This is a genomic window from Polyangium jinanense (assembly GCF_028435265.1).
GTDB classification, from domain to species: domain Bacteria; phylum Myxococcota_A; class Polyangia; order Polyangiales; family Polyangiaceae; genus Polyangium; species Polyangium jinanense.
In genome coordinates this window covers 66,641-92,945 of sequence record NZ_JAGTJK010000045.1, presented here as the reverse complement: position 1 = coordinate 92,945, position 26,305 = coordinate 66,641, and the positions used below count along the sequence as shown (strand labels likewise).

The window sequence follows — 26,305 nt, the reverse complement described above, 5'->3', positions numbered from 1 at the left end:
TAAAGGAAGGGTCGGGCGACAAAAAACGGAACCGTTTTTTCGGCAAGGAAGGGTCGGCGGGCGGTTCAGCCTTTCAGGATCGGCGCCAGACGGGTCGGCGTGCAGTTTGGGTGGAAAGTTGCCCCGCGTGCACGCTTTCGGTGACCTGGCTCGCATGCGTCGCCCTGGGGCCCTCGTCCTCCTCGCGGTCCTTCTCGTCCTAGAGGAAGGTGAAGCCGGCAGCGAGGAAGCCGGCGGCGAAGAAGAAGCCCCGCAGGGCTGCCGGACGTACCGCCGTCAACCGCCGCCGCTGACCCCGGACCCGGCCTCGAAGCACGCCGACTCGACGCTCGCGTGCCAGGGGTGCTCCGGCCGGAGCTTCTCGCATCGTTCGCGCGTGGGGAAGCAGACGTACGATCGGTACGACTGCCATGCTCCCAGGTTCGAGTAATCCTTCTTCATCGCGTAACAGTGGACCCGAGGGGCCGCCGAGCACGTCCCGATCTCTTCCGGGCGGCCCCCCCGAAAGCGGACCTCGTCCATCAGCTCCTCGCGGCCGGAGGCGCAGGCCTTCTCGCTCGGGTAGCACTCGTTGGGGATCAGCTCCTTGGGGTCGGACGGCCCGGCGAGGCAGTGCCACGGCCCTGTGTGCGTGCTCGGATGCGGCTTGTCTTTGGGCCGGCACGAGACGGACGCGTCCAGCCAGTCCGGGGGGGCGGACATCGACGACCCGATGTTGACCCTCAGCGCCGGCCATTCCCCCGCGGCTCGCTTGATCTCCGCCCTGGCCTGCGTCGCGGACGGAGCCCGCAAGAGGAGCCGGAAGCGCGCGCTCTCCTCCTCCCGCGGCGCGGACGCGGTCGCCGTGCGCGCCTCTCCGCTGCCCACGGTGAGCAGCTCGACCTCGTCGCGGCCCCAGCGGCCCCAGAGAGCTCTGGCCAGGTTGTCCCACCCGTTCCCCTCATGACGCGTGGTCGACACCTCCCCATCGTGACGCACCACCAGGCAGGTGCCGCCCGGCTCGCTGATGCAGCCATGAACAGGCCGTCCGGCGGAGATCCGGCGAGCCAGCCCGGCACGCGCCCGCGCCTCGCAGGAGGCTGCATCGTTGCCCTCGCGGCAAAGGCTGCTGGCTTTGGAGCCGTGCCAATGCCGCAGGAGGACGGTGTCGCCCTGGAGGCTCTCCCAGAAGCCGCGCACCGTCTGATCATTGCAGTCCGCCACCGAGCGCGGGCTCGGCGTCGCGCAGGCGCATAGCGCGAGAACCACGGTGAACGGAGCGACACGGGCGCCGAGCATCTGCCAGCCAACGAGAGCACCTCCGCGCAGTGGCGTCAAAGGCCTCGACTGCCCGGGCCGTTGAGCGTCCCCGGGAGGTTGCTGGTGACGCCGTACGACCCCGGGCAGCCCCGGAACAGCGCCGCGTCGCTCGCGCGTTCTTCGGGCATGATGTGCAGGTTGCTCGCGTGTGTCGTGCTCGTGGGGCTCGTCGGTTGTGTCAGGTTGCCGGAGGGGGAGCCGCGGTCGGCGGCCCCGGCGGGCGTGCAGACCGTGGTCGTCATCTGCAATTCTGGCCCGCCCGCGATCTCGAGCGCGCCGGGGGCGAGCGCCGTCGCGCCCGCGGACGCCCCGCTCCACGAACGCCTCCGGAGCCGAGCTGCGGCGGTCGCGCGCGCGCTGAAGGACAAGGACATGGATGCGCTCGCTGCGCTCGCGCATCCGACGCGCGGTGTTCGCTTCTCGCCGTATTCGTACGTCGAACCCTCGGACATGACGCTCTCGCCCGCCGAGATCCGCGGCGCCCTGAAGGACCCACGCGTGCGCGTCTGGGGAACGCAGGACGGTAGCGGAGATCCGATTCGCGGCACGTTCGCCGGCTACTTCCACGCATACGTTTGGACGCACGATTTCACGAAGGTGCCGGACGTGAAGGTCGACGCGACATTCGGGACGGGCAACATGAACGACAACTTCGCCGAGGCCTACCCCGGGGCTCACTACGTCGAGCTCTACAAGCGGTCTGTTGATGAGATGACTTCTCGTCCTCCGAGCGGCACGGGCATGGAGTGGGAGAGTCTGCGCATCGTGTTCGACGAGATCCCCGGCGACGGCGGGCGCGTGCTCGCGTTGGTCGGAATCATCCACGGCGCGTGGACGATCTGACCGCGCCGACTGGCGACGAGGTCCACCGGATCGAAGCAGGCTGGCCCTCGTACGGACCTCTTGGTCGTCGCGGCATGGAGCGCCCGCAGCCACGCGCCGAGCTCAGCTATATGGTGATCCTTCCTCTGTCTCGAACCAGAGGACCTCGCGCTCGTAGCTCCACGCTTCCCCATCCGCGGACAAGCAGAGCCGCCCGATAGCGAGATCCGCGTGGTAACCGGTGCTCCCGTCATAGCTCTCGTGCCGATCGATGAGCGCCGCGAAAACCCGATTCCCGTCGGCAGGCTGCGCCCCGGACGCGCCCATGGACAGTTCGCGGCAAACGTCCTCGCGCGCTCCGGGCCCGAGCCGCTCCACGAGCAGCGCCTCATAACGCTCGGGGCCTCGATGGAAGAAGATCACGCCAAACCATAGGTACTGCCAGAAATACTGGTGCACGCTCGTGATGCTCCAGCCCTCCAGCAATCCCGGAGGATCGACCCGCGCAAGGCGTGTCCCGTTCCTCGGCTGACCGCGGGACTCGTGGAACTCGTAGAGAACGATGCTGAACTTGCGCGCCGTCGACAGTGTTACGCTCATGAACCAGGGCGAAGGCTCGTCGGGGGTACGCGCGGAGGTTCGATAACCGTCCACGTGCGCGCGCGTGGCTGGCGGTGCCGGCGGCGCGGGAGGCGGGCGGAGCGCTGCGCGGAGGCTCTGGAGGAACGCGCGGAGGAGCGAGAGCACGACGCGAGGATGGCATGATGGTGCGCCTCGAGGTGAGCTATTCGAGGCAGTCGAGGAAGAACGAAGCGGGCTCGGCAGCGTCCGCCTTTGCACGACATGTGCTACCTCTGTCGAGGGGCAGGGGTTTCGTGCCGACAATCAAGCACATCATCGAGACGCAAGGCGGCCGTATCCTCGAACGCTGGGCCGAGGAGGCGCAGAAAACGGCATCGGCGCGTGGGCTTTCGCAGCCCGAGCTGATGAACATCATGCCGATGTTCCTCGATTCCCTGGTCGAGGCGGACGGGCGTCAGCCGAGCGGCCGCCAGGTCGAGCTCGTGGAGAGCCACCTGGCTTCCCGCCTCCGCCATGGCTTCGATCTCCCCGAACTCCAGAGCGAGTTTGCGCTTCTTGGCCGCTGCATCTTCCAGGCGTGGGCGGCCGTGCCGCCCGAGCAGAGGTGCGATCCGCTGGAGGTCGACAGGCTCCTCGAAATCGTGCACGCGTCGACGGTGCTGGTATCCGACAAATTCGTCCGGCACCTCCTCGACGACGCGCAGTCGGAGAAGCGGTTTTTCCGGCTTATACGGCAGGCGTTCACGGGCGAGCCGTCCGACGCGTCCCGCAGGTCCCCGACCCTGGCCGACCGGCTCCACGCCGCCATGCCCATCGTCATGGAGGCGCTCGGCGCCGCGACGGCGGCCATCTTGCTGCACGAGCCCACGACCGAAAAGCTCGTGATGACCGCGTCGGCGGGGATCGCCGACGAGGGCCTCACGCATTACGTCCGCTCGCTCTCGCCCTCCTCGTTTGCCGGCAAGATCGCGTCGCGCAACGAGCCGACGACCCTCCTCGACGCGGAGACGACCGAGCTCGACGTCACCGATACGCTCCGCCACAGCGGCATCCATTCGCTCCTCGGGGTCCGTATCCCCCTCCAGCGCAGGCTCCTCGGCGTGATGTACGTCGGCCTGCGCGAGCAGCGGCCTTTCTCGGCGCGGGAGAAGCAGCGTTTCGAGGCGATCGCCCACCACCTCGCGCTCCTCATCGAGAACGTGGAGCTCTACGGCATGCTGCATGATCAAATCGAGGCGCTGCAGGAAGAGCAGCGGATGCGGGAGATCTTCTCGTCGATCCTCGTGCACGACCTCCGCGGCCCCCTCTCTGCGGCGCGCGTGGCCGCGCAACTGGCGGACCGCTCGACCGACGACCCCAGGTCCAAACGCTGGATGTCGACCGTCCTCCGGAGCCTGGACCGCTCCGAGCGCATGGTGAGCGACCTGCTCGACGCGCAGCGCGTCAAGGCGGGCGACCGCCTCCCGCTCTCACGCGAGCGCTGCGATATCCTCGATATCGTGCGAGACGTCGTGGCCGAGCTTTCCCAGCAGCACGGCGATCGTTTCGTCGTCGTCGCGCCCGAAGGGCCCACGACGGGCAACTTTGGTCGCGAGGAGCTCCGACGAGCCTTGTGGAACCTCGCGTCGAACGCGCTCAAATACGGATCGGCCGACCCGGTGCGTTTCACCGTGCGCTCGCGGCCGGACCGCGTCGAGGTGGAGGTGCACAACGAGGGCCCGCCGATCCCCGCGGACGAGCAGGCCACGCTGTTCGAGCCCTTCACCCGCGCGCGCCACGAGCGCGCGTCGCCGGGCGGCTGGGGGCTCGGGCTCGCCGTCGTCCGCGGCGTCGCGGAGGCCCACGGCGGGAGCGTCGACGTCGACAGCGCCCCCGGACGCGGGACCTCGTTCACGATGCGGCTGCCGTTCGATGGCGAGGGCACTCGGCGCGCGGCCGCAGGATGAGGCAACCATCGCGGCGTGGGCCCCTTGGGAGGACGCCGCGCGGGCCTTAGGATCGAACGTGCTGCATTCGTATCCACCCGAGCTCGCCAGGCTCGTGCGCGAGCGATGGGACGAGGTGCAAGCGGTGGGGAGCTCACGACTCCCGGGGCTTTCGGCGCTCGAGGAGCTTCTGTCCATCTGTTATCAGGCGAGCCTGCTCCGCGAGGAGGAGCGGCCGGTCACCTTCCGATTGATCCTCGGTGACGCCGAGTGTTATCCGGCCGATGCTGGCCCACCCTGGGGGCTGCACCGCCTGATGTTCACGCACGCCCGCCCGCTCGACGCGCACGAGCTCCGGCGGCTGTCGCCGGCCATCAAATACCACCGCGCGCTCATCGGCGTGCGCGAGGACGGCCGTGGCGGATTCGAGATATGGGGCCTCCTGCATTCGGGGCCCCGCTGGCTGCACGCGGCGCATGGCGGGCGGGGCTCGTGGTCGAGCCTGCCGCCGTGGGCGCTCGTCATTCGCGCGTCGGGGCCGGGGCAGCTCGCGGTGGCGAGGGGGCCCGTCACGCTGGGCGAGCTGCAGGGCGGCAGGATCACGGGGCCGGCGGTGGACGTCTTCGAGGCGCGCTGGCTCTCCGAGGGATTCGAGGAGGTGCACGCCGAGCTCACGGCGCTGCACGAGGAGGCCCGGCCCCTCGCGCGCACGCCCGGGGCGGAGCTCGATCCCGAGGTGACGCGGCTCATCACCTGGCAAATGCTAAAGCGCCTCATCACCACGATTCGCCGGGCGCACCACGGCGGCACGCTGGTCATCCTGCCGCCGGGCGAGGTGGGCACGGCGGCGGGCCTGCTCCGCATCAAATACGAATTTTGCGAGGGAGAGCCGCGGCGTCGTTATCGCACGTTGATCCTCGCGACCATGGACGCGCTCGCCGGGCGCAGCAAGGCGTGGGCGCCGCCATCGGCGGCGGTCGGCTGGGACATCTACGAGTCCAGCACCGACCCGCACCTCGTGAACCTCGACGAAGCCGTCTCCGAGCTCTCGACCCTGATCGCGGGCCTGGCGGACGTGGATGGCGCCGTCGTATTGACGAGGCGCCTCGAACTGCTCGGGTTCGGCTGCGAGATCGGCGGCGAGTTGTCCGAGGTGCCGTCGGTGAGGCGGGCGCTGGACATGGAAGGGATGCGTTATTCGATCGAGCCGACGGAGACCGTCGGAACGAGGCACCGCTCCGCCTATCGCCTTTGCCAGCACATTCACGGCGCGCTCGTGATCGTCGTCTCCCAGGACGGCTGGGTCCGCTTCGTGACCTGGAAGGAGGGTGGCGTGACGTACTGGGATCATGCGGTGACGTCCGGGGACGTGTAGCCAGCCGAGCGAGAGCGCGTTGACGCTCCCGCCTCCCCAGTGCGACCATCCCCCTCATGCAGGAAACGATGAACCAGGTCGGCGCGGGCCTCACGAGCCTGAAGACCACGCTCGTCGAATTCGCCGTGCGGTACGGACTTCAGATCCTCGGCGCGTGCGTCATTGTCTTCGTCGGGTTCAAGGTGGCGGGATACCTCACCCGCATGCTCGACGCCTGGCTCGAAAAGAAGACCACGGTCGACATCGCGCTCCGGACCCTCATCGTCCGGTTGCTCCGGTTCGTCGTCGTCGGCGCCACGATCGTCATTGCCGCGGAGAAGATCGGCGTCCCCGTCGCCTCGCTCATCGCCGGCCTCGGCGTCGCCGGTGTGGGTATCGGCCTCGCCATGCAGGGCGTGCTCTCGAACCTCATCGCGGGCATGACCATCTTTTTCCTCAAGCCCTTCAAGGTCGGCGAATACATCGACGTCCTCAAGGAGCACGGCGAGGTCGTCGACATCACGCTGTTCTCGACCACCCTGCGCCACACCGATCAATCCCTGATCGTCATCCCGAACCGCCAGATTTCCGGGGAAATCCTGCATAACTACGGGACGAAGCGTCAGCTCGACATCGAGATCGGCATTGCGCATGCCTCCGATCTCGGAAAGGCCATCGACGTCGCGACGGAGACGGTCCTCGCCGACGGGCGCGTCCTCAAAGAGCCCGCGCCGCTCATCGGGATCCGCAAGGTCGGCGATTTCGCGCTCACGATCTCCGCCCGCCCCTGGGTGCCCGTCCCCGACTACGAGCAGGCGCATCTCGGCCTCTACCGCGCGCTCGTCGAAGCCTTTCGCGAGCGGGGCATCGACATCCCGCTCCCCCAGCGAGAGATCCGCGTCGTCCACGCGGAGACCGGCGCGACGCGAGCCGCCCTCGGCGCGCCGGTCGTCAAGGTCAACTAGTCCCGAGGGGGACCTTCACTCGTCGTTCACCTTGAGCCCAGGGATCCCCAGGATCACGGCCTGACCGCTCACGGCCGAGCCCCCGATGTGCAGGCTCTTCAGGCTCTTGAGCTCCTTCAGCGGCGAAAGATCGGTGATGCGCGTGCGCTTCATCTGCAGCATCTCGAGCTTCTTCAGCTTCGAGAGCGGCGTCAGATCCGTCACCTCGGTCTCGTCGATCTGAAGCTCCGTCAGGTTCGTCAGCCCTGACAGCGGCGTGAGATCCTTGACCGGCGTCCGGCCGATATCGAGCCGATCGAGCTTCGCGAGGCCCGCGAGCGGCGTGAGGTCTTTGACCTGCGTGGCCGCGATGCGCAGCGACTCGATCGTCGTGAGCGTCTTCAGCGGGCTCAGATCTTCGATCTTCCCGGGCGGCAGGTAGACGCCCTTCACCGACGTGAACAGCGGGAAGAGGCACGGGTCGAGCTCGTCGAGCTTCACCTCGGTGAGCTTCAGCGTCTTCACTTTGCCGAGGTCCGCCCGCGTCAGCGTGCCTTCTTGCTTCTGTGCCTGACTGCGCACGGCGTCCTCGAACTTCGGATCCGTGAACGTGATCGTCGCGTCCTTCGAGCACACGACGTCCTTCTTCTTCGGCGGCGGCGCAGGCTCCGCGGCGCTCGGTGTCGGCGTTGGCGTCGGCGTCGGCGTCGGCGCCTGTGCAGCAGAGGCGACGGGCGCGGCGCTCGGCTTCGTGGGCGCGGCGTCGGGTTTTTTCTCGTCGCAACCGACGAGCGAGGTGAGGGCGATCGAGAGGGCGATTCCCGCGAGGGGCGCGATCGTTCGAGGCAGCATCGGCGCGGATGGTACAAGGGCCGGACGCGGTGGGGTAGATCCTGGTGCGCGGGACGAACGCATCGTTGCGCTGGGTCTCGAACACCCGTACCATCCGGTCTCCCGCGAAACAGCGAGGGGGGAGCACTTGACGGCCGCACGACTCGACTTCGGCAGCACGCTGAGCGAATTGGCGCTCGCCCCGACGTACAGGGCGTTCGAGTGTTTCCGCGAGGTGCGCGTGCCGCAGGGCCTCGCGGAGGTCTCGCACGACAGCCTGCTCGGAGCGCTCACCACGGCCGTTCAGGTCACGGCGAAGCGGCTCGGTCTCAAGCCCCGCGACGTCGAGGCGATCCTCCCGTGGGCCGGGTACATGGGCCAGCTCCAGCAGCTCGAGCGCGCGCGTGTCGAAGCGCAGAGCGTCTTCGAGCAGTACGCCGTCTCCGTCGGCGGCCTGCTCACGGGCCTTGCCGGCGCCACGATGGAGGTCGATCCCAAGCGCAAGAGCGCCGCGCAGACGCTCACGAACGTGGCGCGTCGCTTCTCGCGCGAGCGCGCGCTCGTGGGCCCGCTGAAGGTGCTCGCGGCCGAGCTCGAAGCCTGGGAAGAGGCCATGGAGAAGGCCGGCGAGCTCATCGATCGGAGCCGGCTCGTCCACCGGCACCTGCAGCGGCGGCAGCTCTTTCGTGTCTCGCTCGTGTTCCTGATCTTCGCCATCTGCTCGGTCGCGGGCGCGTTCGTGATCCGCGAGCGCCGCATCGCAGCGGCGCGTCAGAAGCTCGACGCGCGCATCACGGCCGCGACCGACCCGTGCTCGATCACCGACATCGACGAGGAAGAGAAGCGGCACGCGCTGCCCGAGCATTTCGCGCGCATCGACGAAAAAAAGAAGGCCTGCGAGGAGCGTCGGGCGCGCGAGCGGTACGAGGCCTCGTGTGACGCGCTCGCGAAGGCCGTCGAGTCGGGCAAGCTCTCCGCGGAGGACAAGGCGACCGCGAAGGGCGCCGCCGAGAAGCTCGAGCGCGCCGCGGAGGCGAAGCTCGTCGTCGCGGATCTTCAGGCCAAAGAGGCCGACATGCCGTGTGGCGACACGAAGGCGAAGGGCCGCATCTGGCTCGCGTACGCGCGCGGCGCGGCGCGGTCCACGGCGGCGTGGGCCGACGTACCGGAGATTTCCGACGACCTCAAGAAGGCCCTCGCCTCGAAGGAGCTCGAAAAGGAGACGGCCTACAAAGAGGGCATCGCGCCGGACGCCGAGGAGGTCGCATCCCGCGCGATCAAGGGCGACGCCGTGGCCATGGAGCGCGCCGAGAAGCTTTGCAATGGTCGTGCGGCCTACGGGCTCGAGGTCGGCAAGAAGTGCCAGCGGTTCCTTCAGATTCTCGCAGGGCTCGCGAAGCAAAAGAAGAAGTGAGCCGGGCGTCCTGAAAAGCCCGCGCTTGCCTTGACAGCCTCGCGACGAGACGGTTCGATCAGCACGATGGAGCGGGTCGCCGACGACGTCTTCCAGCGAGCCCAAGCCCGCGTGGGCCAGGTCTTGCGCAGCAAATGGCGGCTCGACCGCCTGCTCGGCGTCGGCGGCACCGCGTGCGTCTACGCGGCCACGCACAGGAACGGCAAGCGCGGCGCGGTGAAGCTCCTCCGCACAGAGCTCGCGACCGACGAGGAAGCGCGCCGTCGCTTCCTGCGCGAAGGCTACGTCGCGAACCGGATCGAGCATCCGGGCGCGGTCGCCGTGCTCGACGACGACAGCGCGGAGGACGGCGCGGTCTTCCTCGTGATGGAGCTGCTCGAAGGGCAGAACCTCGAGGAGCGCGGGCGTGCGCATCCCGGGGGACGCCTGCATCCATCCGAGGTCGCGTTTGTCGCGGAGCGCTTGCTCGACGTCCTCGCGGCCGCGCACGACAAGGGCATCGTGCATCGGGACATGAAGCCCGAGAACGTGTTTTTGACGAGGGCCGGCGAGGTGAAGATCCTCGACTTCGGCATCGCGCGCATGCGGGAGACCGCGGCGGTCGGGGGCGTCGGTCGCGCCACGGAGGTCGGCAGCGTCATGGGCACGCCGGCCTTCATGCCGCCCGAACAAGCGCTCGGTCACACGGCCGAGATCGACGCGCGCACCGACCTCTGGGCGCTCGGCGCGGTCATGTACTACGCGCTCTCCGGCAGGCTCGTCCACGAGGCCGAAACCGTGAACAAGGTCCTGCTCCTGGCGATGACGCGGCAAGCGCTGCCGATCGGCTCGATCGTGCCCGGTTTGCCGCCGGCATTCTGCGAGGTCATCGATCGCGCGCTCGCCTTCGATCGACAGCGCCGCTGGCCCGACGCGCGCACGATGCAGCGCGCCCTCCGCGCCGCGATGCAGCTCATGCCGCCGGCGCCGCCGATCACGATGGGGCCTGCCGAGACCGGCGCCGCGTTCTCGCGAGACGCCTCGTCGCCGCTTCCTTCGCGCAAGGCCGTCCTCGTCGGCGTCTCGCTCGCGGCGGCCCTCGTGCTCGGCGGTGTCGGGTTCGTCCTCGTCCGCGCCTTCGGGTCGACATCCTCCTCGGCGGCGACCTCGCCCGCGACCACGACCGAGCCCACATCGCCTGCGGCCCTCGCGCCGCCTGCATCCGCGGCGACCACCGCCGTTCTCGCGCCCACGCCTTCGCCCTCGGCGAGCGCCGCGCCGAAGGCGACGACGGCGGCACGCGTCTCGCCCGTTCCGACCCCCCAGAAGAGCACGAAGCCTCCGCAAACAGGCGGCTCGAAGGACATCTTCAGCGAATGGTGACGTCGAAGAACGACCGCTCGATCTGGGAGCGGCGCAAGTTACGCGCCGTGGGGCTCGGCGCAGCCCTTCTTTCGTTGTTGGTCGCGCGCCCCGCCGCGGCCGACAAGACCGACGACGACGCGCGCCGCGCCGAGGAGCTCTTCAAGGAAGCGCGCGCCGCGATCGACAGGAACGATTACGTCACGGCTTGCCCCAAGTTCGAGGAGAGCCTCGCGCTCGTCCGCCGCGCCGGCACGCTCTTCAACCTCGCGCAATGCGAGGAGCACGAGGGCCGCCTCGTCACGGCGATGCGTTATTACAAGGAGGGCATCGTCGTCCTCGACCCCGGCGACCCGCGCCTCGCGCCCTCGAAGAAGAAGCTCGCGGAGATCGAACCGCGCATCCCATTCCTCACGATCAAGCCCAAGACCGCGCTGCCCAAGGACGCCCGCGTCACGATCGACGGCAAGGAGGCCGAGGGGATCGGCGTCGCGGTGCCCATCAATCCCGGCAAGCGCACCATTTCCGTGCTCGCGCCGAAGCGCACCGAGGAGAAGTACGTCATCGAGGTCGCCGAGGCGGAGCAGGTCGAGATCCTCGTCACCGCGGGCAAGGTCATCGTCGAGCCGCCCCCGCCCCCCCTGTTCGGGCCGCGGCGTATTGCGGGCATCGCGGCGCTCGGCGTGGGCGGGCTCGGGTTCGTCGGGGCGATCATCACGGGTGGGATCATCGTCTCGGCGAATGGCCGCGTGGAGGAAGGTTGCCCCCGCGTGCAATGCGACACGGCAAAGGGGTACGAGGCGGCCGAGCTCGGCAAGACGATGCTCGTGGCGAATGCGATCGCGTGGGGCGTGGGCATCGCGGGGGCGGGGGCGGGCGCGGTGCTCCTGCTTCTCGACGGGAAGAAGAAGGACCGGGAAAAGAACAAGACCGGCCATTCCTTCGTCGTGGGGCCTGGCTTCGTGGGGGTCGAAGGGAAGTTCTGATGCGATCCACGAAGAAGACGCAGGTGCTTTCCAAGGCCCTCGCCCTGTCGTTCCTCCTCGGCGCGGGCGGGTGCGTGGTCCTCGGCTACGATTTCAACAAGCAGCCGCCGATCTCGTGCGAGAGAGCGCAGGATTGTCCGGGCGAGGACAGCGATTGTGGGACGCGGGCCTGCGAGAAGGGCGTCTGCAAGTACGTGAACGTCAAGCCCGCGGGAGAGAGCCCGCTCGGCCAGCGGCTCGACGATTGCCAGGAGTTTACGTGTGACGGCACGGGACACGCCGTCTCGAAGCCGGCGCCGGATCAGACCCCCGACGACGGGAGCGAGTGCACCGAGAACAAGTGCATCGATGGTACGCCGCTCTTCGTGCCTCTGGAGCAGAACGCCGCTTGCGGCAAGGATAAGCTGCTCAAGTGCGACGGGCTCGGGTCCTGCGCGGGCTGCACGATGCCGAGCGAATGTGGAGACGACGGCCCGTGCTTGAAATGGTCGTGCGAGAGCGGGGTTTGCATTCGTGCCTTCGAGCCGGCGGGCACGGTCGTCGCCAATACGGTGACGGGCGATTGCAAGGCCGAGGCCTGTGACGGCGCGGGGAACCTCGGCCAGATCCCGGATCCGAACGACGCGGCCGACGACGGCGATTCTTGCACCGCCGACATCTGCAAGGACGGGGCTACGGTGCGCGAGAGCGCGGCGAACGGCACGGCGTGCGGGATGGGCTGCCAATCGTGCACGGACGGGCTTTGCGGCGACTGCAGCCCAGGGTTCGTTTGTGAGGGCACGGCCTGTGTTTCGGTGGGCGAGCAACCCGTGGGGGCGGTGTGCACGGAGAACCCCGATTGCATGAGCGGCTTTTGCGTCCAGGGGGTATGCTGCGAGAGCGCGTGTGACGGCAAGTGCATGGGGTGCGTCAATACGGCGACCGGAATGCCGAACGGCGTATGCGCGCCGGCCCTCGACGGCAACAATCCGGGGGGGCGTTGCGAGGGCGCGGACACCTGCGTGGGCGGGAAGTGCCGGTGCGAGAACGGCGTCCAGGATGGGAACGAGCTCAAGGTCGACTGCGGCGGGAGCTGCGCGCCGTGCAAGGGCACGTGGGTTTGCAATGGGGATGCAGGGTGCGGCGCCCCCATCGCGGAATGTTGCTTCTTCGACTGCATCGGCTGCGGCGACGAAACGACGGCGTGCTTCGACATTCAGAGCAAGGAATGTTTCATCGGAGAGCAGTCGAAGTCTTTCACCGGTGGGACGTTTTGGGATGGCTGTGCCAAGTGCAACCGCATGACGTGTATTTGTCAGTAATCGCCCGTCGCACTTGACCTTGTCGGCCCGCCGGCCGAAGCTTGCCGCGTGCACCCGCGTTGCCCGCTCCGAGGCGTCCTCCTCGCGCTGACGTGCCTGGCGCTGCCGATCGGCGCCCACGCCGCGCCCGATGCTTCGGTGCTGGCGCCGGGGGCCGAGTCCGCCGCCGCGCCCGCTTCCGCCGCCGCGCCCGCTTCCGCCTCCGCCTCCGCTTCCGCTCCCGCTCCCGCCGCCGCTTCCGCCGCCCCTGCTCCTCCCATCGCCGAAGGCGTCCCCGTCCGCCTACGCGACGCGCGCCTCTTCTCGATTCGTGTCCCCCGCGCCGATGAATCGCCCGAGGAGCGCGCGCGCGCCGCCTCGATGGCCCTCCGCGCGGCCGCCGAGAGCGGCGAACAGGCCGCCGTGCGCGTCGAGCGCCGCGGCGACGAGGCGCTCGTCATCGCCTCCGATAAAACGATCGTCACCTTCGGCCCCGACGACGCCGCGACGTCCGGCGAGGCCAGCGTGGCCGCGCTCGCCGAGGACGTCGCCGGCCGCGTCCGGGTCGCGCTTGCCAAGGAGCAATCCCGCAGCGCCGCGCTCCTCACGCTCCTCTCCGTCGCGCTCGTCGTCCTCTCGGGCATGGTCGCCCTCTTTTTCGCCCGCAAAATCGGCCAGGTCGCCGACCGCGCCCGCGCCTTCCTCGAAGAGCACCCCGAGCGTATCCCCGCCATTCGCCTGCAATCGATCGAGGTCGTCCGGCCGGAATCCTTCCGCGCCGCGATGCTCATCGCCACGAAGGCCGGCCGTGTCCTCTTCCGCCTGGGCATTGCGTATGGCTGGGTCCTCATCGGCCTCTCCCTCTTCGAGCCCACGCGCGGGTATGCCGAGCGCCTCAGCGGGTTCGTCTTCGGCCCGCTTTATTCGCTCCTCGCGCGCCTCATCGGCTCGCTCCCCTTGCTCGTCGTCGCGGTCATCGCCGCGATCGCCCTCATCGTCCTCGTCCGCTTCATCAGCCTCTTTTTCGACGGCGTCGCGCGTGGGCAGACCACCCTCGATTGGCTCCCGGCCGATCTCGCCGCGCCGACGAGCATCCTCGTCCGCGCGGCCGTGGTCATCGGGTTTTTCCTGGTCGCCGCGCCGCTCGTCCTCGGCGACGACGACGGCGCCCTCGTGCGTGCCGGCACGGCCGTGATCGCGGCGCTCGCGCTCTCCACCACGCCCGTCGTCGCCAGCGCGGCCGTGGGCATCGTGGTCGTGTATGGCCGGCGTTTGTCGGTCGGTGAGCACGCCGAAATCGGCGGACGCGCGGGAAGGGTACGCGCGGTTTCCCTCCTCGAAGTCGAGCTCGAAGGGGAGGACGGGACGTTTCGTATCCCGCACCTGTATTCGCTCGTGCGGCCCACGCGCCTCCTTGGCCCGGAGCCGCCGGTCTCGGCCGAGGTCACACTCGAAAAGACGGCCCTCGACGAGGAAGTGCGCGAGCTCTTGCGCGAGGCGGCGGGCGCCGTGGGCAGCCGGCCCCGCGTCGAGCTCGTGCGGCTCGACGCCGAGGGCACTTGTTATCGGGTGACGGCGCATCGCGCCGGCGCGGGCGCTGCGAGCGAGCTCGTCGGCGTCCTCGTCGAGGCGCTCTGCGCCGCGGAAATCCCGCTCGGGAAAACGGGCGTGCGCGTCGCGCGCAGCCAAACGTTCACGCCAAACGAAAGATCCTGACGGGCTCCTTTCGGCCGCGCACATGGAGCGGCGCCGTCGCGGCCGCCTCGGGCAATTCCAGCCCGCACGATTCGAAGACGCGCGCCGTCACGAGGATCTGCGACCCAAGCTCCTTGTTGAGCCCCTCCACGCGGGACGCGACATTCACCACGTCGCCAATCACCGTGTATTCCTTTCGCTCCGACGAACCGACGTTCCCGATGAGCGCCTTGCCCGACGCAATCCCGATGCCGACCCGCGTCGCCGGGATCGACCCGTCCGCGACCAGCGCTTCGAGCCTCGACACGATCTCGATCGCCGCTTCCACCGCGTTCTTGCAATCGTTGTCGCCTCGGAGCGGCGCGCCGAACACCGCCATGAATCCGTCGCCGAGGAACTTGTTCACGATGCCGTGGTGCGCGTTGACGCTCTCGATCATGAAATCGAAGAGGGCGTTCAGGTATCCCACGACCTCTTCCGGGCTCTTTCGCTCCGAGAACGCCGTGAAATTGCGGACGTCGAGGAACATCACGCACACCTCGCGGAGCTCGCTCCGCACGTCCGCCTTCTGCGCGAGGAGCTGCTCCACCACCGCGGGCGAGACGTGTTGCCCGAACACGCTCAGGATCCGGCTGCGATCCTCGAGCGACTCGAGCGTCCGCCGAAAACCCTTTTCCAGCCGCCGCGCCACGAACCCCGCCGCCACGCCGCTCCCGAGCAGGATGAGCGCCTTGCCGAGATGATGCGCCGCCGACGTGAGCGGATTCGTCGCCTTCGCGCCCTGGAGCGCGAAAAACGAAAGCAGCGCGTACTCCGCCGCGGCCACGATCCCCGAGAACACGCAGAGCTTCGGGTCGAGCCGCAGCGTCGAGAGCAGGATGAACACGAAATAGACGAACGCCGGCGGCAGGAGCAGCGCCTCGAACGGCTCGACGATCGACATGTAATAGACGATCGCCAAGGTCGGCAGGCTCGTCTCGACGAGCGTGTCCACGTACCGCCGCGCCACGGCCGGCTTTTTGCGGCTCTGGATGAGCTTCTCGATGCCGCGCAGCGCGACGAGCTCGTAGGCGGCGAATCCGCCGAGCAAGAGGCCCACGCGGACGCGGTCGAGGCGGCTGTGGAAGAACTCGGCCATCGCGCCGGGATACGACGCCGAGAGCGCGAGGAAGGCGATGAGCGCGCCGCCGAACGCTCCCGCGAGCAGCTGCGCCCGGAAGCGCTCGCTGATGAGGATCTCGCGCGCGAGGTTGTCGCTGATCGTCCTCCGGGCGAGGCCCTCGGCCGCGGGAACGGCGAGGGCGCTTCGTCCGGAGGCGAGCGAGCGTGGAGCCTCGGTCGGGGGCGCGAGATCCGTCATCCGGGCTCTAGCGCGCCGCGATCTTCTCGTCGGCGATCGTGAGCGCGGCGTCGAGCGCGGCCACGCCCTCGTCGAGCTCCTCCTCGGTCACGATGAGCGGCGGCGCGATCACGAGGTGGCTCACCCACGCGAGCACCGTGACCCCGCGCTTCGTCATTTCGGCGGCGACCGCGTCGATGACGAGGGGCTTGCGTTGCGCCTTGTCCTGCGGCGTATTGAACGGCTCCTTCGTCGTGCGGTCCTTGACGAGCTCCACGGCCCAGAAGAGGCCGAGGCCACGCACGTCGCCGATCGACGGATGTTTCTCGGCGAGCGCTTTGAGCTTCTGGCCGAGCAGCTCGCCCATCTTCGCCGACCGCTCGATGAGGTTGAGCCGCTTGTACTCGTCGATCGCCGCGACCGCGGGCGCGAGCGTGAGCGGGTGCGCCTCGTAGGTGTGGCCGTGCGCGAAGTAGTTGTCGTCGAAATAATCGCTGATCGCGCGGCTCGTCGCGACCACGCCGAGCGGCATCGCCGCGTTCGTCACGCCCTTCGCCGTCGTCAGGATGTCGGGCGTCACGCCCCAGTGCTCCACGGCGAACCACTTGCCCGTGCGGCCCCAGCCCGTCATCACCTCGTCCGCGATGAGCAGCACGCCGCGCTTCTTCGCGTGCTCGGCGAGCTTCGGCAGGTAGTCCGGGGGCGGCACGAGCACGCCATTCGTCCCGACGATCGGCTCCACGATGATCGCGGCGACGTTCTCCTCGTGATCGATCATGTACGCGAGGTAATCGGCGCAGGCCGTGCCGCACGTGCCCTGCTTTTGCTGGAGCGGGCACCGATAACAATTCGCCTCGGGCCCGAAAATGACGCCCGGGATCTTCCCGGTCGGCTCCACGAACCAGCGGCGCAGGTCGCCCGTCGCGGCGATCGAGCCGGCGGTCGAGCCGTGGTACGAGGTGTAGCGGGCGATGATCTTGTGTTTGCCCGTGTAGAGCCGGGCGATCTTGATGGCGGCCTCGTTCGCCTCGGTGCCGGAGGTGGCGAAGAAGAACTTGTCGAGCCCCTTCGGCATCACCTCGAGCATCTTCAGCGCGGCCTTCGCGCGGATGTCACAGGTGTACGAGGGGCCGATGAACGCGAGCTCCTTGGCCTGCGCGCAAATGGCGTCGATGACCGCCTGGTTCTGGTGGCCCAGGTTCGAGCAGACGAGCTGCGACGAGAAATCCAGGTATCGTTTGCCGGAGGCGTCCCAGAAATGGCAGCCCTCGGCCTTCGTGACATGCAGGGGCTTCCAGCCGCGCTGCGCGCGCCAGGTGCCGTAGGTATGCCTCGCCGTGAGCTCGGAGATGTCGTCGGTCATGACCGCGCATCCTAGGACATCGCCGAGCGCGACGGAACGACGGTTTTTGGTGAGGCCCGTTCCGGCTCGTCAGGGCATCTTGACGACGTGGAAGGTCTGGACGAAACCCGGCTTCGACGGCGTGCCGAAGACGCCGAGCAGCTTCGAGTCGGGCACGACGTAGATCGCCTTCAGCGCCGAGATGTCGAGCTTGCCGCCGACGGCCGTGAACGCGACGGGCTTCTGGCCTTCCTTCACGCCTTCGATCTTGCCCTTCGACCACTTGAGCTTCATCGAGAGGCTCGACACGTCGAGCTCGTCGCGGTTGTCCGGCCAGCCGATGCTGCGGATCGCCACGAACTGGCCCTCCTCGAGCTTCTGCGCGAGCTTCGGCAGGACCTCCGCGACCTTCTCGTCGAGGTGCTCCTCGCACTCGCCCGGCTGACAGACGCGCATCGGATCGCGGCTCTGCCCGTCCTCTCCGTAGAAGTGGATGTCGAGGCTGCCGGTCGACTCCGTGCGCTTCTCCATCGGCACGACGAAGAGCTTCTTCGACGCGGACCAGCCGATACGCCGCCCGCCGCCCTTGATGATCTCCTTCGCGAGCGACTCCGACTCGCTCAGCGCCTTCGCTTCGGCGGGCTTGCGCTCGGGCGCCTTCGCCTCGGCGGCGGGCGTTTCGCCCTCGGGCTTTGCTTCGGCGGCGGGGGCCTCTTCCGCGGGCTTCTTCTCCTCGGCGGCGGGCTCCTTCGCGGCGTTTTCACCGCCGCCTTCGGGCGTGACGGGTTCCGGGGCCGGGCCGCAGGCCGGCAAGAGTGCGAGCACGAAGGTGAGGGCGGCGAGGGAGCGAACCATGGGTGGAGACCTCCTGGGGGTTTGGGGCGCAGGACGCCGCAGGCGATCCGAAGCCCCAAGCGTTGACCGGTGTGATGCGAGGAAGCTACTCCAGCCCGAGCCCGCGCGGAAAACCTTTTCCAGGGCGCGGAGGCCGGTACACTCGCGCATCATGAAAATCCACTCACGTTCTTTCCCTTTGCCTCGCATCAAGACCGGGCTTGCCTTTCGGCTCTCGGCGCTCTTTCTGCTCGCCGCGCCGCTCGGCGCGTGCGGGGACGAACCTCCGGCGGGCCCCGGGCCGATCCCGCTCGACGCGCTGCGTGACGAGCTCGCGCAAGCGACGTGCGAGCAACACGTGCGGTGCGGGCTTTCGCCGGACAAGCCCACGTGCGACGCGACGCAGGGCGACGAGCAAGAGACGCTCCAGCTCCTGACGGACGCGGTGCTCGGGCTCGTGACGTACGATCCGACGGCGGGTCGCGCGTGCGTCGAAGCGGTGCGCGCATACGCGTGCGACACGCGCGCGACGTCGCTGAAGAGCATCTCCGACGCGTGCGCGGGGATGTTCGTCGGCACGGTGCGCGAGGGCGAGGCGTGCCTGCTCGCGGAGGAGTGCGCGGGCGATAGCTTCTGTGACACGTCGATGCCCACGGGCGGCGGCGTCTGCACGCTCGGCGTGTGCAAGAAGCGGCCGGCCCTCGTGGCGGTGGGCGGCGATTGCACGACGAACCCGTGCGTCGCGTCGGCCTATTGTGATCAAGCCGCAATGCCGTTCACGTGCAAGGCGCGCAAGGACAACGGCGACGCGTGCGACGCGGTCGACCAATGCAAGGACGGGATGCGCTGCGACGTCGGCGGCAATCCGCAGACTTGTTACCTGCTGCAAAACCGCGGCGGGCAGTGCAATCCCTCGCTGCAGCAGGGCGCGTGCGTGCGGTTCGACGATTATTGCCACCCGACGGACCGCAAATGCGTGCAGCTCCCGGGCGATGGGACGGCGTGCACGATGGACAATGAATGCCTGCAATACGCGTTCTGCGACAACGGGACGTGCAAGCGGAAGGCGATCGAGGGCGAGGCGTGCATGGATGACGGGAACTGCCTCGGGACGTTGCGGTGCAACGAGATGGTGTGCACGGTGCGGGTTTCGGATGAGGTTTGTGCGTTCTGAAGGGAGCTAGTGGCGGAGAAGGGATGCCCGAAGCGGGGGGGCGTCCCGGGTATGCTCACTTGGACACGCGTGCACGTCCCGCGTCGCGTGGAGGCGCCGCCGATCTCTCGATGACGATGGGCGGCTCGATGAGCGCTGGGGGTGTGGCGCGCCGGTCCCTCGGGTCGGCCACCCATTCTGGGTCGTCGACGGAGCTTGCCGGCTTCCATGCGCGCGTCACGCGCCGGATCCCGACGGGGAAGATCCACAGGCGCCCATCCCGATCGATGTGGATTCGGAGGAAATTCTTCCAGTCCGGAATCGCCAGCGACGAAAATGCCTCGTTCGGATGGGCACCGAAGGCGTTCAGCGAGACGAGCAGGTAAAGACCCATGATGGTCGGGCCCATGAAAAACCCGCCGAGGAAGATCAGCGCAACGCAGAGCAGGTCTCGCTGAGGGCTCGGGAATGGCAGGCCCAGGACGGAGCCCGCGAGGAGCGTGGTGCCCCGGGCGATCAGGAGCGCCGCGGTCAAATGCATGAGGCCATGCAAGAGCCCCGCGAGTCCACGAAGGCGGCCGAAACGGCGATCGGCGAAGCCGATGAGGCCCAGCATGAGCACCGCCGTGACGAGCAAAAAGACCGGATCGAGGAGCGCCGTGCCCCGTAGGGGCGATGAAGTTTCGGAGGACACGGAGCCGACACCCGCGTCTGCCATGAGAGGCCATACCAAAAGCACGTAGAGGATGCCCGTGAAGACCCCGAACCTGGGGTTCTTCCACAAGAAACCGAAGTTTCGCCAGCAAATCCGCCTCGACGCCGCGATGCTCGGAAAGCACGCGCGCAGGGTGAAGCCATCCGCCAGCTGAAACTCCTTCCGGGGGATGTGCGTCGGATGCAAGAATGCTCCTCCGCCCCCCGCGATGATCTTCTGGCGGCCCTCGTGATTTTCGTGCCGCCGGTAATGGTGGAGGTCTCCGGCGAGAAAGACGCTCACCTTCTTGCCGAGCACCCGGCTCTGGAGGAATTCGACGTTGTTCTCGAGGTCGGTCCGGTCGCCTGGCGGCCTTACTTGCGGCCACAGCCAAGCGGGCTCCGCGTGGCACAGAATGATCCGGTCCTCCTGACGCATCTGTGCCGCGATGGCCTGGAAGTAGCGAACTTGCGGCGCGTCGATGTCCGATTCGAGCTGCATGTCCGTGCCGAGGAGCCACCACCCGTGAGGCAGTTTCACGGCGAAGTAGCTCCGACGCTGCCGGGTCGGAAGGCCAGCCGGATGACGGCCCTGGCAAAACAGACGAACGAAGGAGGTCAGCCCGTCGTACCAGTCATGATTGCCTGGGATGGCGAACAGGTGCGGCGGGGGTCGTTGCCCGCGCAGCGCTGCCGCGTACGGCCGGAGGGTCCGCTCCTCGTAGCCATTCACGCTCGCCACGGGATACACGGCGTCTCCTCCGAAGACGAGAATCTCACCGCCGCGTGTTTCGTACTCCAGGCCCGCCGCGTCCCGCAGCGTGAGGGTTTTTCGCGAGACCGCGAGGGCGACCGAATACGTGGAATTCCACCCGTCACCCAGATCCGCCACGTAATCGAACCAGACCTCCTCGCGGAGCCCGCCGTTCGCGTCGACGGAGAAGTCACTGGGCTCCGTCATGGGAGCCTCGAGCGCGTCGAGCAGCCGCCGATCCGCCTGCCTCCCAATCAGCTCGGAGAAGGCGGCCCGCAAGGCCATCTTGACGAGCATGAACGGGTCGAACCAGCTCACCATTCGCCGTGCCGGCGGACGCGCTGCGTTCCTCATCGATCGCCGTCCTTCAGGGTGCGCCGAGCTCCGGAGGAGACGGGCTGTCTCGGGTGGGCGATACGCGGCGAGATCGTTCGAGGAGGCGGTCGGCGAAGCGGTCGGCCATGGCGGCAATGGTGAGGGAGGGATTGGCACCCGTGGGGCCTGGCATCACCGACCCATCCGCCACGTACAACCCAGGTTGTCCGAATGCCTCGCCCTCGGCGTTCACCACCCCCACGGACTCGTCGCGTCCCATGGGGCAGCCTCCGAGCGGGTGCACGGTGATGACGCGGCTGAGGTAGCTGAGTGGATTCTGCATCAGCCGCCCCTCGAGCACATGTGCCATTTCCGCCATGGTCTCCCGGACATCCGCGAAATAGCGGGACGAGTCCCGCATGGTCCAGGCGATGTCGAGCATCCCGTTCTTCGTCAGGGTCATTTGCCCATTGGGGGTGTCACGGCCCATGGCGAGGAGCGGCATGGAGGTGGCCGAGCCGATGCAGTCGCCGAGCACCTCGGCGATCTCTTCACTCACGTCGCTGTCCGCGTTGAGCCTCAGCCATCCCTTCACGAGCCGATGGCCGAGCCGCGTGAAGCGGCGTATCAACGCGAGCTGATTGCTGCCCTCGTAGAGCCAGTTGACGAACTCCGGATAGCCAGCATCCTCGATGTAGTAATCGTGGCCGTCACCCCCCTCCGTCGCGTCATCGTCGTGGATGTGGAGGGCGCTGGTGATGACCGGGCCATGGCCGCCGTCCAGGAAGCGCGGCGCGCGCTTTCGCACGCTGCTATCCGTGCACTTGCGGAGGAAGCCCAAGAGGTCGCCGTTGCTGCAAAACCTCGTCCCGAGCTGCTTGCTCAGGCCCGGAAAGGCATGCCGGTTGCGCAGCAAGAGATAGGTCGTCCCGAAGGTCCCGGCCGCGAGGACGAGCCGGTCTGCCGACAGCGTCTCGCGAGGCATGCCCGAGGGGGGCACCTCGGGTCGCTCGTCCTCGTGCACCCCCGTGTAATCGACGCATTCGACGATGTACTCTCCATCCTCGTGCCAGAATGCCTTCACCTCGCGCCGCACGCGGATGTCCGCCCCGTGGCGTTTCGCCGCGGATAGGTACGTGTAATCGAGGGTGTTCTTGCTCCCGAAGTTGCAACCAATATCGCACTCTCCGCACAGCCGGCAGGTGGTGCGTGTGAGGCCGTGCAGGTTGGGGTAGGGCTCCTCGATGGGCTCGCCGGGCACGGGCAGCATGGGCAGGTGCTTGCCGGGGTTGGCGAAGGTCACCGCCAGCGGGGGAAGCTGCCAATCCCTCGCGCGACCCATCCGCTCGGCGGCCAGTTTCATCGCGATCGTCTTCTGGGTGTGCCGGTAGGGCTCGTGCTCGAACGGATAGCGGTGGGCGTCGAGCATCTTCTCCACGGCGTCGTAATGCGGATCCAGGTCGGCGCGCGTGACGGGCCAGTCTTCGTAACCGCCGTCCTTCAGGTTCTCGTGAATGAAGGTCTTCTCGTCTTTGCGCAAGAGGACGTTGGCGTAGATGAGCGAGCCGCCGCCGAGTCCGCTCGCCACCACGCCGCCGAGACCCCGGAAGGACCACAGATTGAAAAGCCCGTGGAGCCCCTCGCTCGGGTCCCAGAAGTTATGGCGCATGGCGTGCGGGCTGCGGGGGAAGGAGCCCGGAGGGTAAGCCTTGCCGCGCTCGAGCACGCAGACGCGGAGGCCGGCCTCGGCCAGGCGGTAGGCCATCACCGAGCCGCCGAAGCCGGAGCCGACGATGATGACGTCGAAATGTTCACGTTGCGAATTCATGACGAGGCCCCTTTTCCTCCCGGCGCGGCCGAGGCTTCCCGCTTCGAGGCCTCGCGCTCCTTTTCCTCGCGCTCCTTGGCGAGCGGCGCGTAGACATCCCAGAGCGTGCCGAAGAAGAACTGGCCGAAGCGTGCCACCGCTTTCAGCCCTTCGCCTTCGCCACGGAACGAGCGCATGCTGGACACCAGGTCGAGCACGTCGCGCACGCCGAGCTCGAGGACACCCGCGCCCACCACGGGACCGCGCTCGTCCGGGCCCTCGTGGAGGTGGCAATAGAGTCGGGTGGTGTCGCGCCACAGGTCGGGTCCCGCGTCGTCGCGAATGGTCTTGGTGCCGGCCAGGTAATATTCGCGGCCCTGGTGGTCGAAGGCCATGCCATAGGTCATCAGCCGGGTATTCGGGGTGTCACCCGACCTGAACAGGTTGAAACTCCCACGCTTCACGGGGATGTCGTCCCCGAAGGGCGGGAAGGAGACGTGCGCCACGAGCCGCGCCGCGTGTTGCGGATCCTGGATGAATGCATCCATGTCGTCCACGCTGATGGTGGCGTGGAACGTGAATGGATCGGCTCTGTTGCTACCGGCCCCGGCGACGGGATCGGTCTCTCCGAGCGCCAGCGGGCCGGACATGGTCTCGCGGAAGGCGAGGTCGGCTCCGGATGGGTACATTTGCGTGATCTCCGGTGTGAGTGAGAGGCCTTGCTCGGCGCGCGTTTGCAGGTATCGACAGGCGTCCGCGTATCCCATGTCGATGAGCGAGCCGGCGGTGATGTGCCCGGCATAGAACTCTGGATCGAGCGGCAGGGGTTGCTCGGGCTTGATGAGGTGGACCACGATGGGTCGGCGGTGGCCCCACACCTCTTCGCCAGCCCGGATGCGGTCGTTGATCTCCTGAAGGCGTTCGAGCTGCTCGAAGAGAGCGCCGTTGGCGCTCAGCTCGATCATGTGCACGTACTGATGGAACACCCCGCGCGCGTAGGTGGGCGTGTTGGCGATGCACCACAGCACCCACAATTCATCGGCCCCTCGCCGTACCGCTTCGAGCAGGTTGGCGTCCTGGATCCAGACGGAATCCATGTAGACCCTCCCGCCCTGGCGGATGGGGGGCATGAAAATGGGCAGCGAAATGCCCGCCACGAGTAGTTCCTGGTCCACCTGGGTGTGGGGGATGGCCTCGTTCGTCTTGCGCGCGAAGTCGCAGACATTGAACGTGCCCGTCAGCGTGGTATGGGCCCGGATCGCGTTCACGTCGATCCCGAGGTGCGGGAATACGCGCTCGACGATACCGTCCGCGTCGCCGAGCGCTTCCATGTCCCACGCCTCGAAATATTTCTCCGGAGAGACGAAGGACACGAAGTCCTTCACGCGCAGCGTTCGCCAGCGATTGCACATCTCCGCGGGCGATTGACCGGACAGCAGCATGGCCAGGTTGATGATGCCGCCCGAGGTGCCGTCGGCGTGCGTGAAGGCGATTCCAGCGTCCTCGAGGGCGCGGAGGACCCCCGCTTGCCAGGCGACCCGCATTCCGCCGCCGGCGAGGATGAGCGCTCGTTTTCGTTCATTCGCCTGAGGCGCCGCGGTGACGGGCAGCGTAGAGGGGCGTAGCTCCCCGGCGGAGGGCGCCACGGGCGGGCGCTTGTAGACCACGTCTTTTCGCGCGGGGCGGCGCAGGAGGTCGAGGTAACCGAACACCAATGCCGCGGAGAGGAGGTCGAAGCCGGCGACGCTCAGCGCAATCGGCGAGAAGAGCCCACGGAAAACGCCGAGGCTCACCGCCGCGCATGCACCTAGCTTTTGCAAACCGACCCACCGGAAGGCGGCCGAGCTCTCCTTCGGCCGCGCCACTGCCTGGAGCAGCATGCCTCCGAAGAGGACCATGAACATGCCCACGATGCCGAAGAAATGGCGGCTCGTCGGGCTCGACACACCACCCATGACCCCGAGCACGAAGCCGGGGGCGACGAGCTGCACGGCGCCGCTCGCCACCGTGCTCAAGCCGATGACCCCGAGGAGCCAGCGCAGCCATCGCTCGGCCCGCGCATTCATGGCCGGACCTCCGCCTCCACCCACCGGTGGGGTTTGGGCCCCTCGGGCGTTTCCTTCTTCGCCAAAATGCGCGTGGGCCGCTCCGCCCGCAGCACCTTGTGCGCGAAATAGCCCATCATGGCCAGCCACTGGACCGTCCATAGGGCCACGCGAATGCGATTGGTGGTCATCCACGCGGCGAGCACCTCGCCGAGGCGTTCGGGATCGGTAATCCCCGCGGCCATCTCCGCATTGTACCGGAAAATGACGAACCGGGTGAGCAACGTTGCGGCCACCACGGACAGGAAGGCGATGGCCGGATACCAGCGTAGCCGCGTGTGACGTTCCTGGACGAACAGGACCCCTGCGGACGCCAGCATGACCAGGGTCATCCAGGTGAAGAACTGCGTGGCCGCCGTCACCTGCGGTACGAACTGAAGGTAATAGTTGTCCACGGTGAGAAGCGGCGCGATGGGGAACGAGAACAACACCAGAGACCAGCCGGTCCCCAGGTACATCGAGGCACACAGGAACAAGAGGCATGCATTGAGCGTGCGGAAAACCACGCGCCTGAATGCGTGCGTTTCCGTGCCGAGGTTCTCCCGGGCAGGCTTTCGCGGCTGGGGCGCCTCGGCCGCCTGGGGAGCCTCGAGCATTTTGGGAGCCTCGAGCGCGGGCTCACGCGGAGGCGGCAGCCATTGCTGGCTCAGGCCGAGGCCCACCACGCTCTCCAGCCCCTCCGGCTGCGCGGCGGGGAGCTTGGGATAACTGAGGAACCAGCACTCGAAGTGGTCGTCCAGCACGCCGCTCGACGCCGGGAAGTAGCCCACGAAAAACGGCTTCTCGGAAATCCCGAGCGTCCGGAGCGGCTGCACGCGCGGGTGGTCCCCGATGGTGAGCCGGGCCGAAGCTCGGCGCCCGAGGCGGAACCCGAACTTCCCGTGGAAGTAGATATAGGACTTCATCAGCATGCCGCGGAACTGGCAATAGTTGGCCGCGCTCGCGCGGAGGGAGAGCCGGGTCCGCGGGGGCCTTTCGATCTCGATGCGCACCGCGAACTGGCCATCCTTGTCGTACTGGCTGCTGACCGTGCGCTCGTCGATGCGGAAGTCCAGGTTGGCCTGGTGCTTGGGCATGCCCCAGATTCCCTTGCCGCCCTTCACGGAGATCTCCGTGCTCACCGGCAGGTCCATCACGTATTGCCCCAGCCGGTACCGCTTCTGAAAAAGCAGCGGCAAAAGCGCGGGCGCGGGCTTCGGCCCGTAGGTGCACGCGATGGCGAGGCTGAACTCGATGTAGGGCCCGATATCGGTCTCGCGATAGTCGACGACCGTGACGAACAGGACGCCCTTGTTGCCCCACAGCCGGAGCGGGTGGACCTCGTTGCCGGGCAGCAGCGCGGCGGCCTTCCGTGCATCGATGGTGAACGCCGACATCATGGCCGGCGACGACTGGGAGTTGATGGGCAGCTCATAGGGGATCCCGTCAACCCGCGAATAACGCCCCTCCTGCTGCTTGATTCGTCCTGGCATGAGCCACATGGCATTGCT

At 67.9% G+C, this 26,305-nt stretch carries 20 protein-coding genes; 10 read left to right on the top strand and 10 right to left on the bottom strand.

The window, feature by feature from the left end:
* Positions 1 to 276 precede the first annotated feature (276 nt).
* Entirely contained in the window at positions 277 to 1,248 is a 972-nt protein-coding gene (locus tag KEG38_RS42960; protein WP_272426560.1) for a hypothetical protein, read from the bottom strand.
* A gap of 114 nt (positions 1,249 to 1,362) precedes the next feature.
* On the opposite strand from KEG38_RS42960, the gene KEG38_RS42955 reads away from it, so the two are divergent.
* Positions 1,363 to 2,142 carry a hypothetical protein gene (locus KEG38_RS42955; protein WP_272426559.1) on the top strand — a complete coding sequence of 260 codons (780 nt, stop codon included), beginning with the start codon at positions 1,363 to 1,365 and terminating at the stop codon, positions 2,140 to 2,142.
* A 102-nt stretch (positions 2,143 to 2,244) separates the two neighbouring features.
* Here KEG38_RS42955 and KEG38_RS42950 read toward each other — a convergent pair whose 3' ends face one another.
* A complete protein-coding gene (locus tag KEG38_RS42950) occupies positions 2,245 to 2,868 on the bottom strand; it encodes a hypothetical protein (RefSeq protein WP_272426558.1) in 624 nt (207 codons plus the stop codon).
* A gap of 14 nt (positions 2,869 to 2,882) precedes the next feature.
* Here KEG38_RS42950 and KEG38_RS42945 point away from each other — a divergent pair, with 14 nt between their 5' ends.
* The 3 genes from KEG38_RS42945 to KEG38_RS42935 are packed head-to-tail and all read left to right on the top strand — an operon-like array spanning position 2,883 to position 6,947.
* Positions 2,883 to 4,649, top strand: coding sequence for an ATP-binding protein (locus KEG38_RS42945; RefSeq protein WP_272426557.1), 1,767 nt, complete (start codon positions 2,883 to 2,885; stop codon positions 4,647 to 4,649).
* Between the two features lie 58 nt (positions 4,650 to 4,707).
* A complete protein-coding gene (locus KEG38_RS42940; RefSeq protein WP_272426556.1) occupies positions 4,708 to 6,003 on the top strand; it encodes a putative sensor domain DACNV-containing protein in 1,296 nt (431 codons plus the stop codon).
* 56 nt (positions 6,004 to 6,059) lie between these two features.
* The gene (locus KEG38_RS42935; RefSeq protein WP_272426555.1) at positions 6,060 to 6,947 is read left to right on the top strand and encodes a mechanosensitive ion channel family protein; all 888 of its coding nucleotides are present in this window, start codon (positions 6,060 to 6,062) and stop codon (positions 6,945 to 6,947) included.
* A 15-nt stretch (positions 6,948 to 6,962) separates the two neighbouring features.
* Here the strand turns inward: KEG38_RS42935 and KEG38_RS42930 are convergent, their stop codons facing one another.
* Positions 6,963 to 7,778, bottom strand: a complete 816-nt coding sequence (locus KEG38_RS42930; RefSeq protein WP_272426554.1) for a leucine-rich repeat domain-containing protein — start codon at positions 7,776 to 7,778, stop codon at positions 6,963 to 6,965.
* A gap of 127 nt (positions 7,779 to 7,905) precedes the next feature.
* Here KEG38_RS42930 and KEG38_RS42925 point away from each other — a divergent pair, with 127 nt between their 5' ends.
* The 5 genes from KEG38_RS42925 (at position 7,906) to KEG38_RS55830 (ending at position 14,494) form a co-directional block, all read left to right on the top strand.
* Positions 7,906 to 9,171, top strand: a complete 1,266-nt coding sequence (locus tag KEG38_RS42925) for a hypothetical protein (RefSeq protein WP_272426553.1) — start codon at positions 7,906 to 7,908, stop codon at positions 9,169 to 9,171.
* A gap of 66 nt (positions 9,172 to 9,237) precedes the next feature.
* Positions 9,238 to 10,533 (top strand): serine/threonine-protein kinase, encoded by a 1,296-nt coding sequence (locus tag KEG38_RS42920; RefSeq protein ID WP_272426552.1) that lies wholly within the window; start codon positions 9,238 to 9,240, stop codon positions 10,531 to 10,533.
* Positions 10,527 to 11,498, top strand: a complete 972-nt coding sequence (locus KEG38_RS42915; protein ID WP_272426551.1) for a hypothetical protein — start codon at positions 10,527 to 10,529, stop codon at positions 11,496 to 11,498. The genes KEG38_RS42920 and KEG38_RS42915 overlap by 7 nt, the downstream gene beginning before the upstream one ends.
* Entirely contained in the window at positions 11,498 to 12,799 is a 1,302-nt protein-coding gene (locus KEG38_RS42910) for a hypothetical protein (RefSeq protein ID WP_272426550.1), read from the top strand. The genes KEG38_RS42915 and KEG38_RS42910 overlap by 1 nt, the downstream gene beginning before the upstream one ends.
* A gap of 48 nt (positions 12,800 to 12,847) precedes the next feature.
* Positions 12,848 to 14,494 carry a DUF8459 domain-containing protein gene (locus KEG38_RS55830; protein ID WP_272426549.1) on the top strand — a complete coding sequence of 549 codons (1,647 nt, stop codon included), beginning with the start codon at positions 12,848 to 12,850 and terminating at the stop codon, positions 14,492 to 14,494.
* Here the strand turns inward: KEG38_RS55830 and KEG38_RS42900 are convergent.
* From KEG38_RS42900 to KEG38_RS42890, 3 genes are all read right to left on the bottom strand, one after another.
* Positions 14,472 to 15,833, bottom strand: coding sequence for an adenylate/guanylate cyclase domain-containing protein (locus KEG38_RS42900; protein WP_272426548.1), 1,362 nt, complete (start codon positions 15,831 to 15,833; stop codon positions 14,472 to 14,474). The two genes, KEG38_RS55830 and KEG38_RS42900, sit on opposite strands and share 23 nt — an antisense overlap.
* Positions 15,834 to 15,840: 7 nt before the next feature.
* Positions 15,841 to 17,175: an aminotransferase class III-fold pyridoxal phosphate-dependent enzyme gene (locus KEG38_RS42895; RefSeq protein WP_272426547.1), complete on the bottom strand. Its 1,335-nt coding sequence runs from the start codon at positions 17,173 to 17,175 to the stop codon at positions 15,841 to 15,843.
* Between the two features lie 69 nt (positions 17,176 to 17,244).
* Positions 17,245 to 18,009 (bottom strand): hypothetical protein, encoded by a 765-nt coding sequence (locus tag KEG38_RS42890; RefSeq protein ID WP_272426546.1) that lies wholly within the window; start codon positions 18,007 to 18,009, stop codon positions 17,245 to 17,247.
* Between the two features lie 151 nt (positions 18,010 to 18,160).
* Between KEG38_RS42890 and KEG38_RS42885 the strand changes: the two genes are divergently transcribed.
* Entirely contained in the window at positions 18,161 to 19,162 is a 1,002-nt protein-coding gene (locus tag KEG38_RS42885) for a hypothetical protein (RefSeq protein ID WP_272426545.1), read from the top strand.
* A 55-nt stretch (positions 19,163 to 19,217) separates the two neighbouring features.
* On the opposite strand, the gene KEG38_RS42880 is transcribed toward KEG38_RS42885, so the two are convergent.
* The 4 genes from KEG38_RS42880 to KEG38_RS56435 are packed head-to-tail and all read right to left on the bottom strand — an operon-like array spanning position 19,218 to position 26,296.
* The gene (locus KEG38_RS42880) at positions 19,218 to 20,942 is read right to left on the bottom strand and encodes a hypothetical protein (RefSeq protein ID WP_272426544.1); all 1,725 of its coding nucleotides are present in this window, start codon (positions 20,940 to 20,942) and stop codon (positions 19,218 to 19,220) included.
* Between the two features lie 13 nt (positions 20,943 to 20,955).
* Positions 20,956 to 22,731 carry a GMC oxidoreductase gene (locus KEG38_RS42875; protein WP_272426543.1) on the bottom strand — a complete coding sequence of 592 codons (1,776 nt, stop codon included), beginning with the start codon at positions 22,729 to 22,731 and terminating at the stop codon, positions 20,956 to 20,958.
* Entirely contained in the window at positions 22,728 to 24,776 is a 2,049-nt protein-coding gene (locus KEG38_RS42870; RefSeq protein WP_272426542.1) for a patatin-like phospholipase family protein, read from the bottom strand. The genes KEG38_RS42875 and KEG38_RS42870 overlap by 4 nt, the downstream gene beginning before the upstream one ends.
* On the bottom strand, positions 24,773 to 26,296 hold the full coding sequence (locus KEG38_RS56435; RefSeq protein WP_272426541.1) for an acetoacetate decarboxylase family protein: 1,524 nt from the start codon (positions 26,294 to 26,296) through the stop codon (positions 24,773 to 24,775). The genes KEG38_RS42870 and KEG38_RS56435 overlap by 4 nt, the downstream gene beginning before the upstream one ends.
* Positions 26,297 to 26,305: the final 9 nt, after the last annotated feature.

Bases quoted from the DNA above. Each gene is read 5' to 3' on its own strand.
- KEG38_RS42900 (WP_272426548.1), bottom strand. From the start codon at position 15,833: ATGACGGATCTCGCGCCCCCGACCGAGGCTCCACGCTCGCTCGCCTCC.
- KEG38_RS42870 (WP_272426542.1), bottom strand. From the start codon at position 24,776: ATGAATGCGCGGGCCGAGCGATGGCTGCGCTGGCTCCTCGGGGTCATC.
- KEG38_RS42930 (WP_272426554.1), bottom strand. From the start codon at position 7,778: ATGCTGCCTCGAACGATCGCGCCCCTCGCGGGAATCGCCCTCTCGATC.
- KEG38_RS42915 (WP_272426551.1), top strand. From the start codon at position 10,527: ATGGTGACGTCGAAGAACGACCGCTCGATCTGGGAGCGGCGCAAGTTA.
- KEG38_RS42875 (WP_272426543.1), bottom strand. From the start codon at position 22,731: ATGAATTCGCAACGTGAACATTTCGACGTCATCATCGTCGGCTCCGGC.
- KEG38_RS42880 (WP_272426544.1), bottom strand. From the start codon at position 20,942: ATGAGGAACGCAGCGCGTCCGCCGGCACGGCGAATGGTGAGCTGGTTC.
- KEG38_RS42945 (WP_272426557.1), top strand. From the start codon at position 2,883: ATGATGGTGCGCCTCGAGGTGAGCTATTCGAGGCAGTCGAGGAAGAAC.
- KEG38_RS56435 (WP_272426541.1), bottom strand. From the start codon at position 26,296: ATGTGGCTCATGCCAGGACGAATCAAGCAGCAGGAGGGGCGTTATTCG.
- KEG38_RS42910 (WP_272426550.1), top strand. From the start codon at position 11,498: ATGCGATCCACGAAGAAGACGCAGGTGCTTTCCAAGGCCCTCGCCCTG.
- KEG38_RS42885 (WP_272426545.1), top strand. From the start codon at position 18,161: ATGAAAATCCACTCACGTTCTTTCCCTTTGCCTCGCATCAAGACCGGG.
- KEG38_RS42920 (WP_272426552.1), top strand. From the start codon at position 9,238: ATGGAGCGGGTCGCCGACGACGTCTTCCAGCGAGCCCAAGCCCGCGTG.
- KEG38_RS42935 (WP_272426555.1), top strand. From the start codon at position 6,060: ATGCAGGAAACGATGAACCAGGTCGGCGCGGGCCTCACGAGCCTGAAG.
- KEG38_RS42895 (WP_272426547.1), bottom strand. From the start codon at position 17,175: ATGACCGACGACATCTCCGAGCTCACGGCGAGGCATACCTACGGCACC.
- KEG38_RS42890 (WP_272426546.1), bottom strand. From the start codon at position 18,009: ATGGTTCGCTCCCTCGCCGCCCTCACCTTCGTGCTCGCACTCTTGCCG.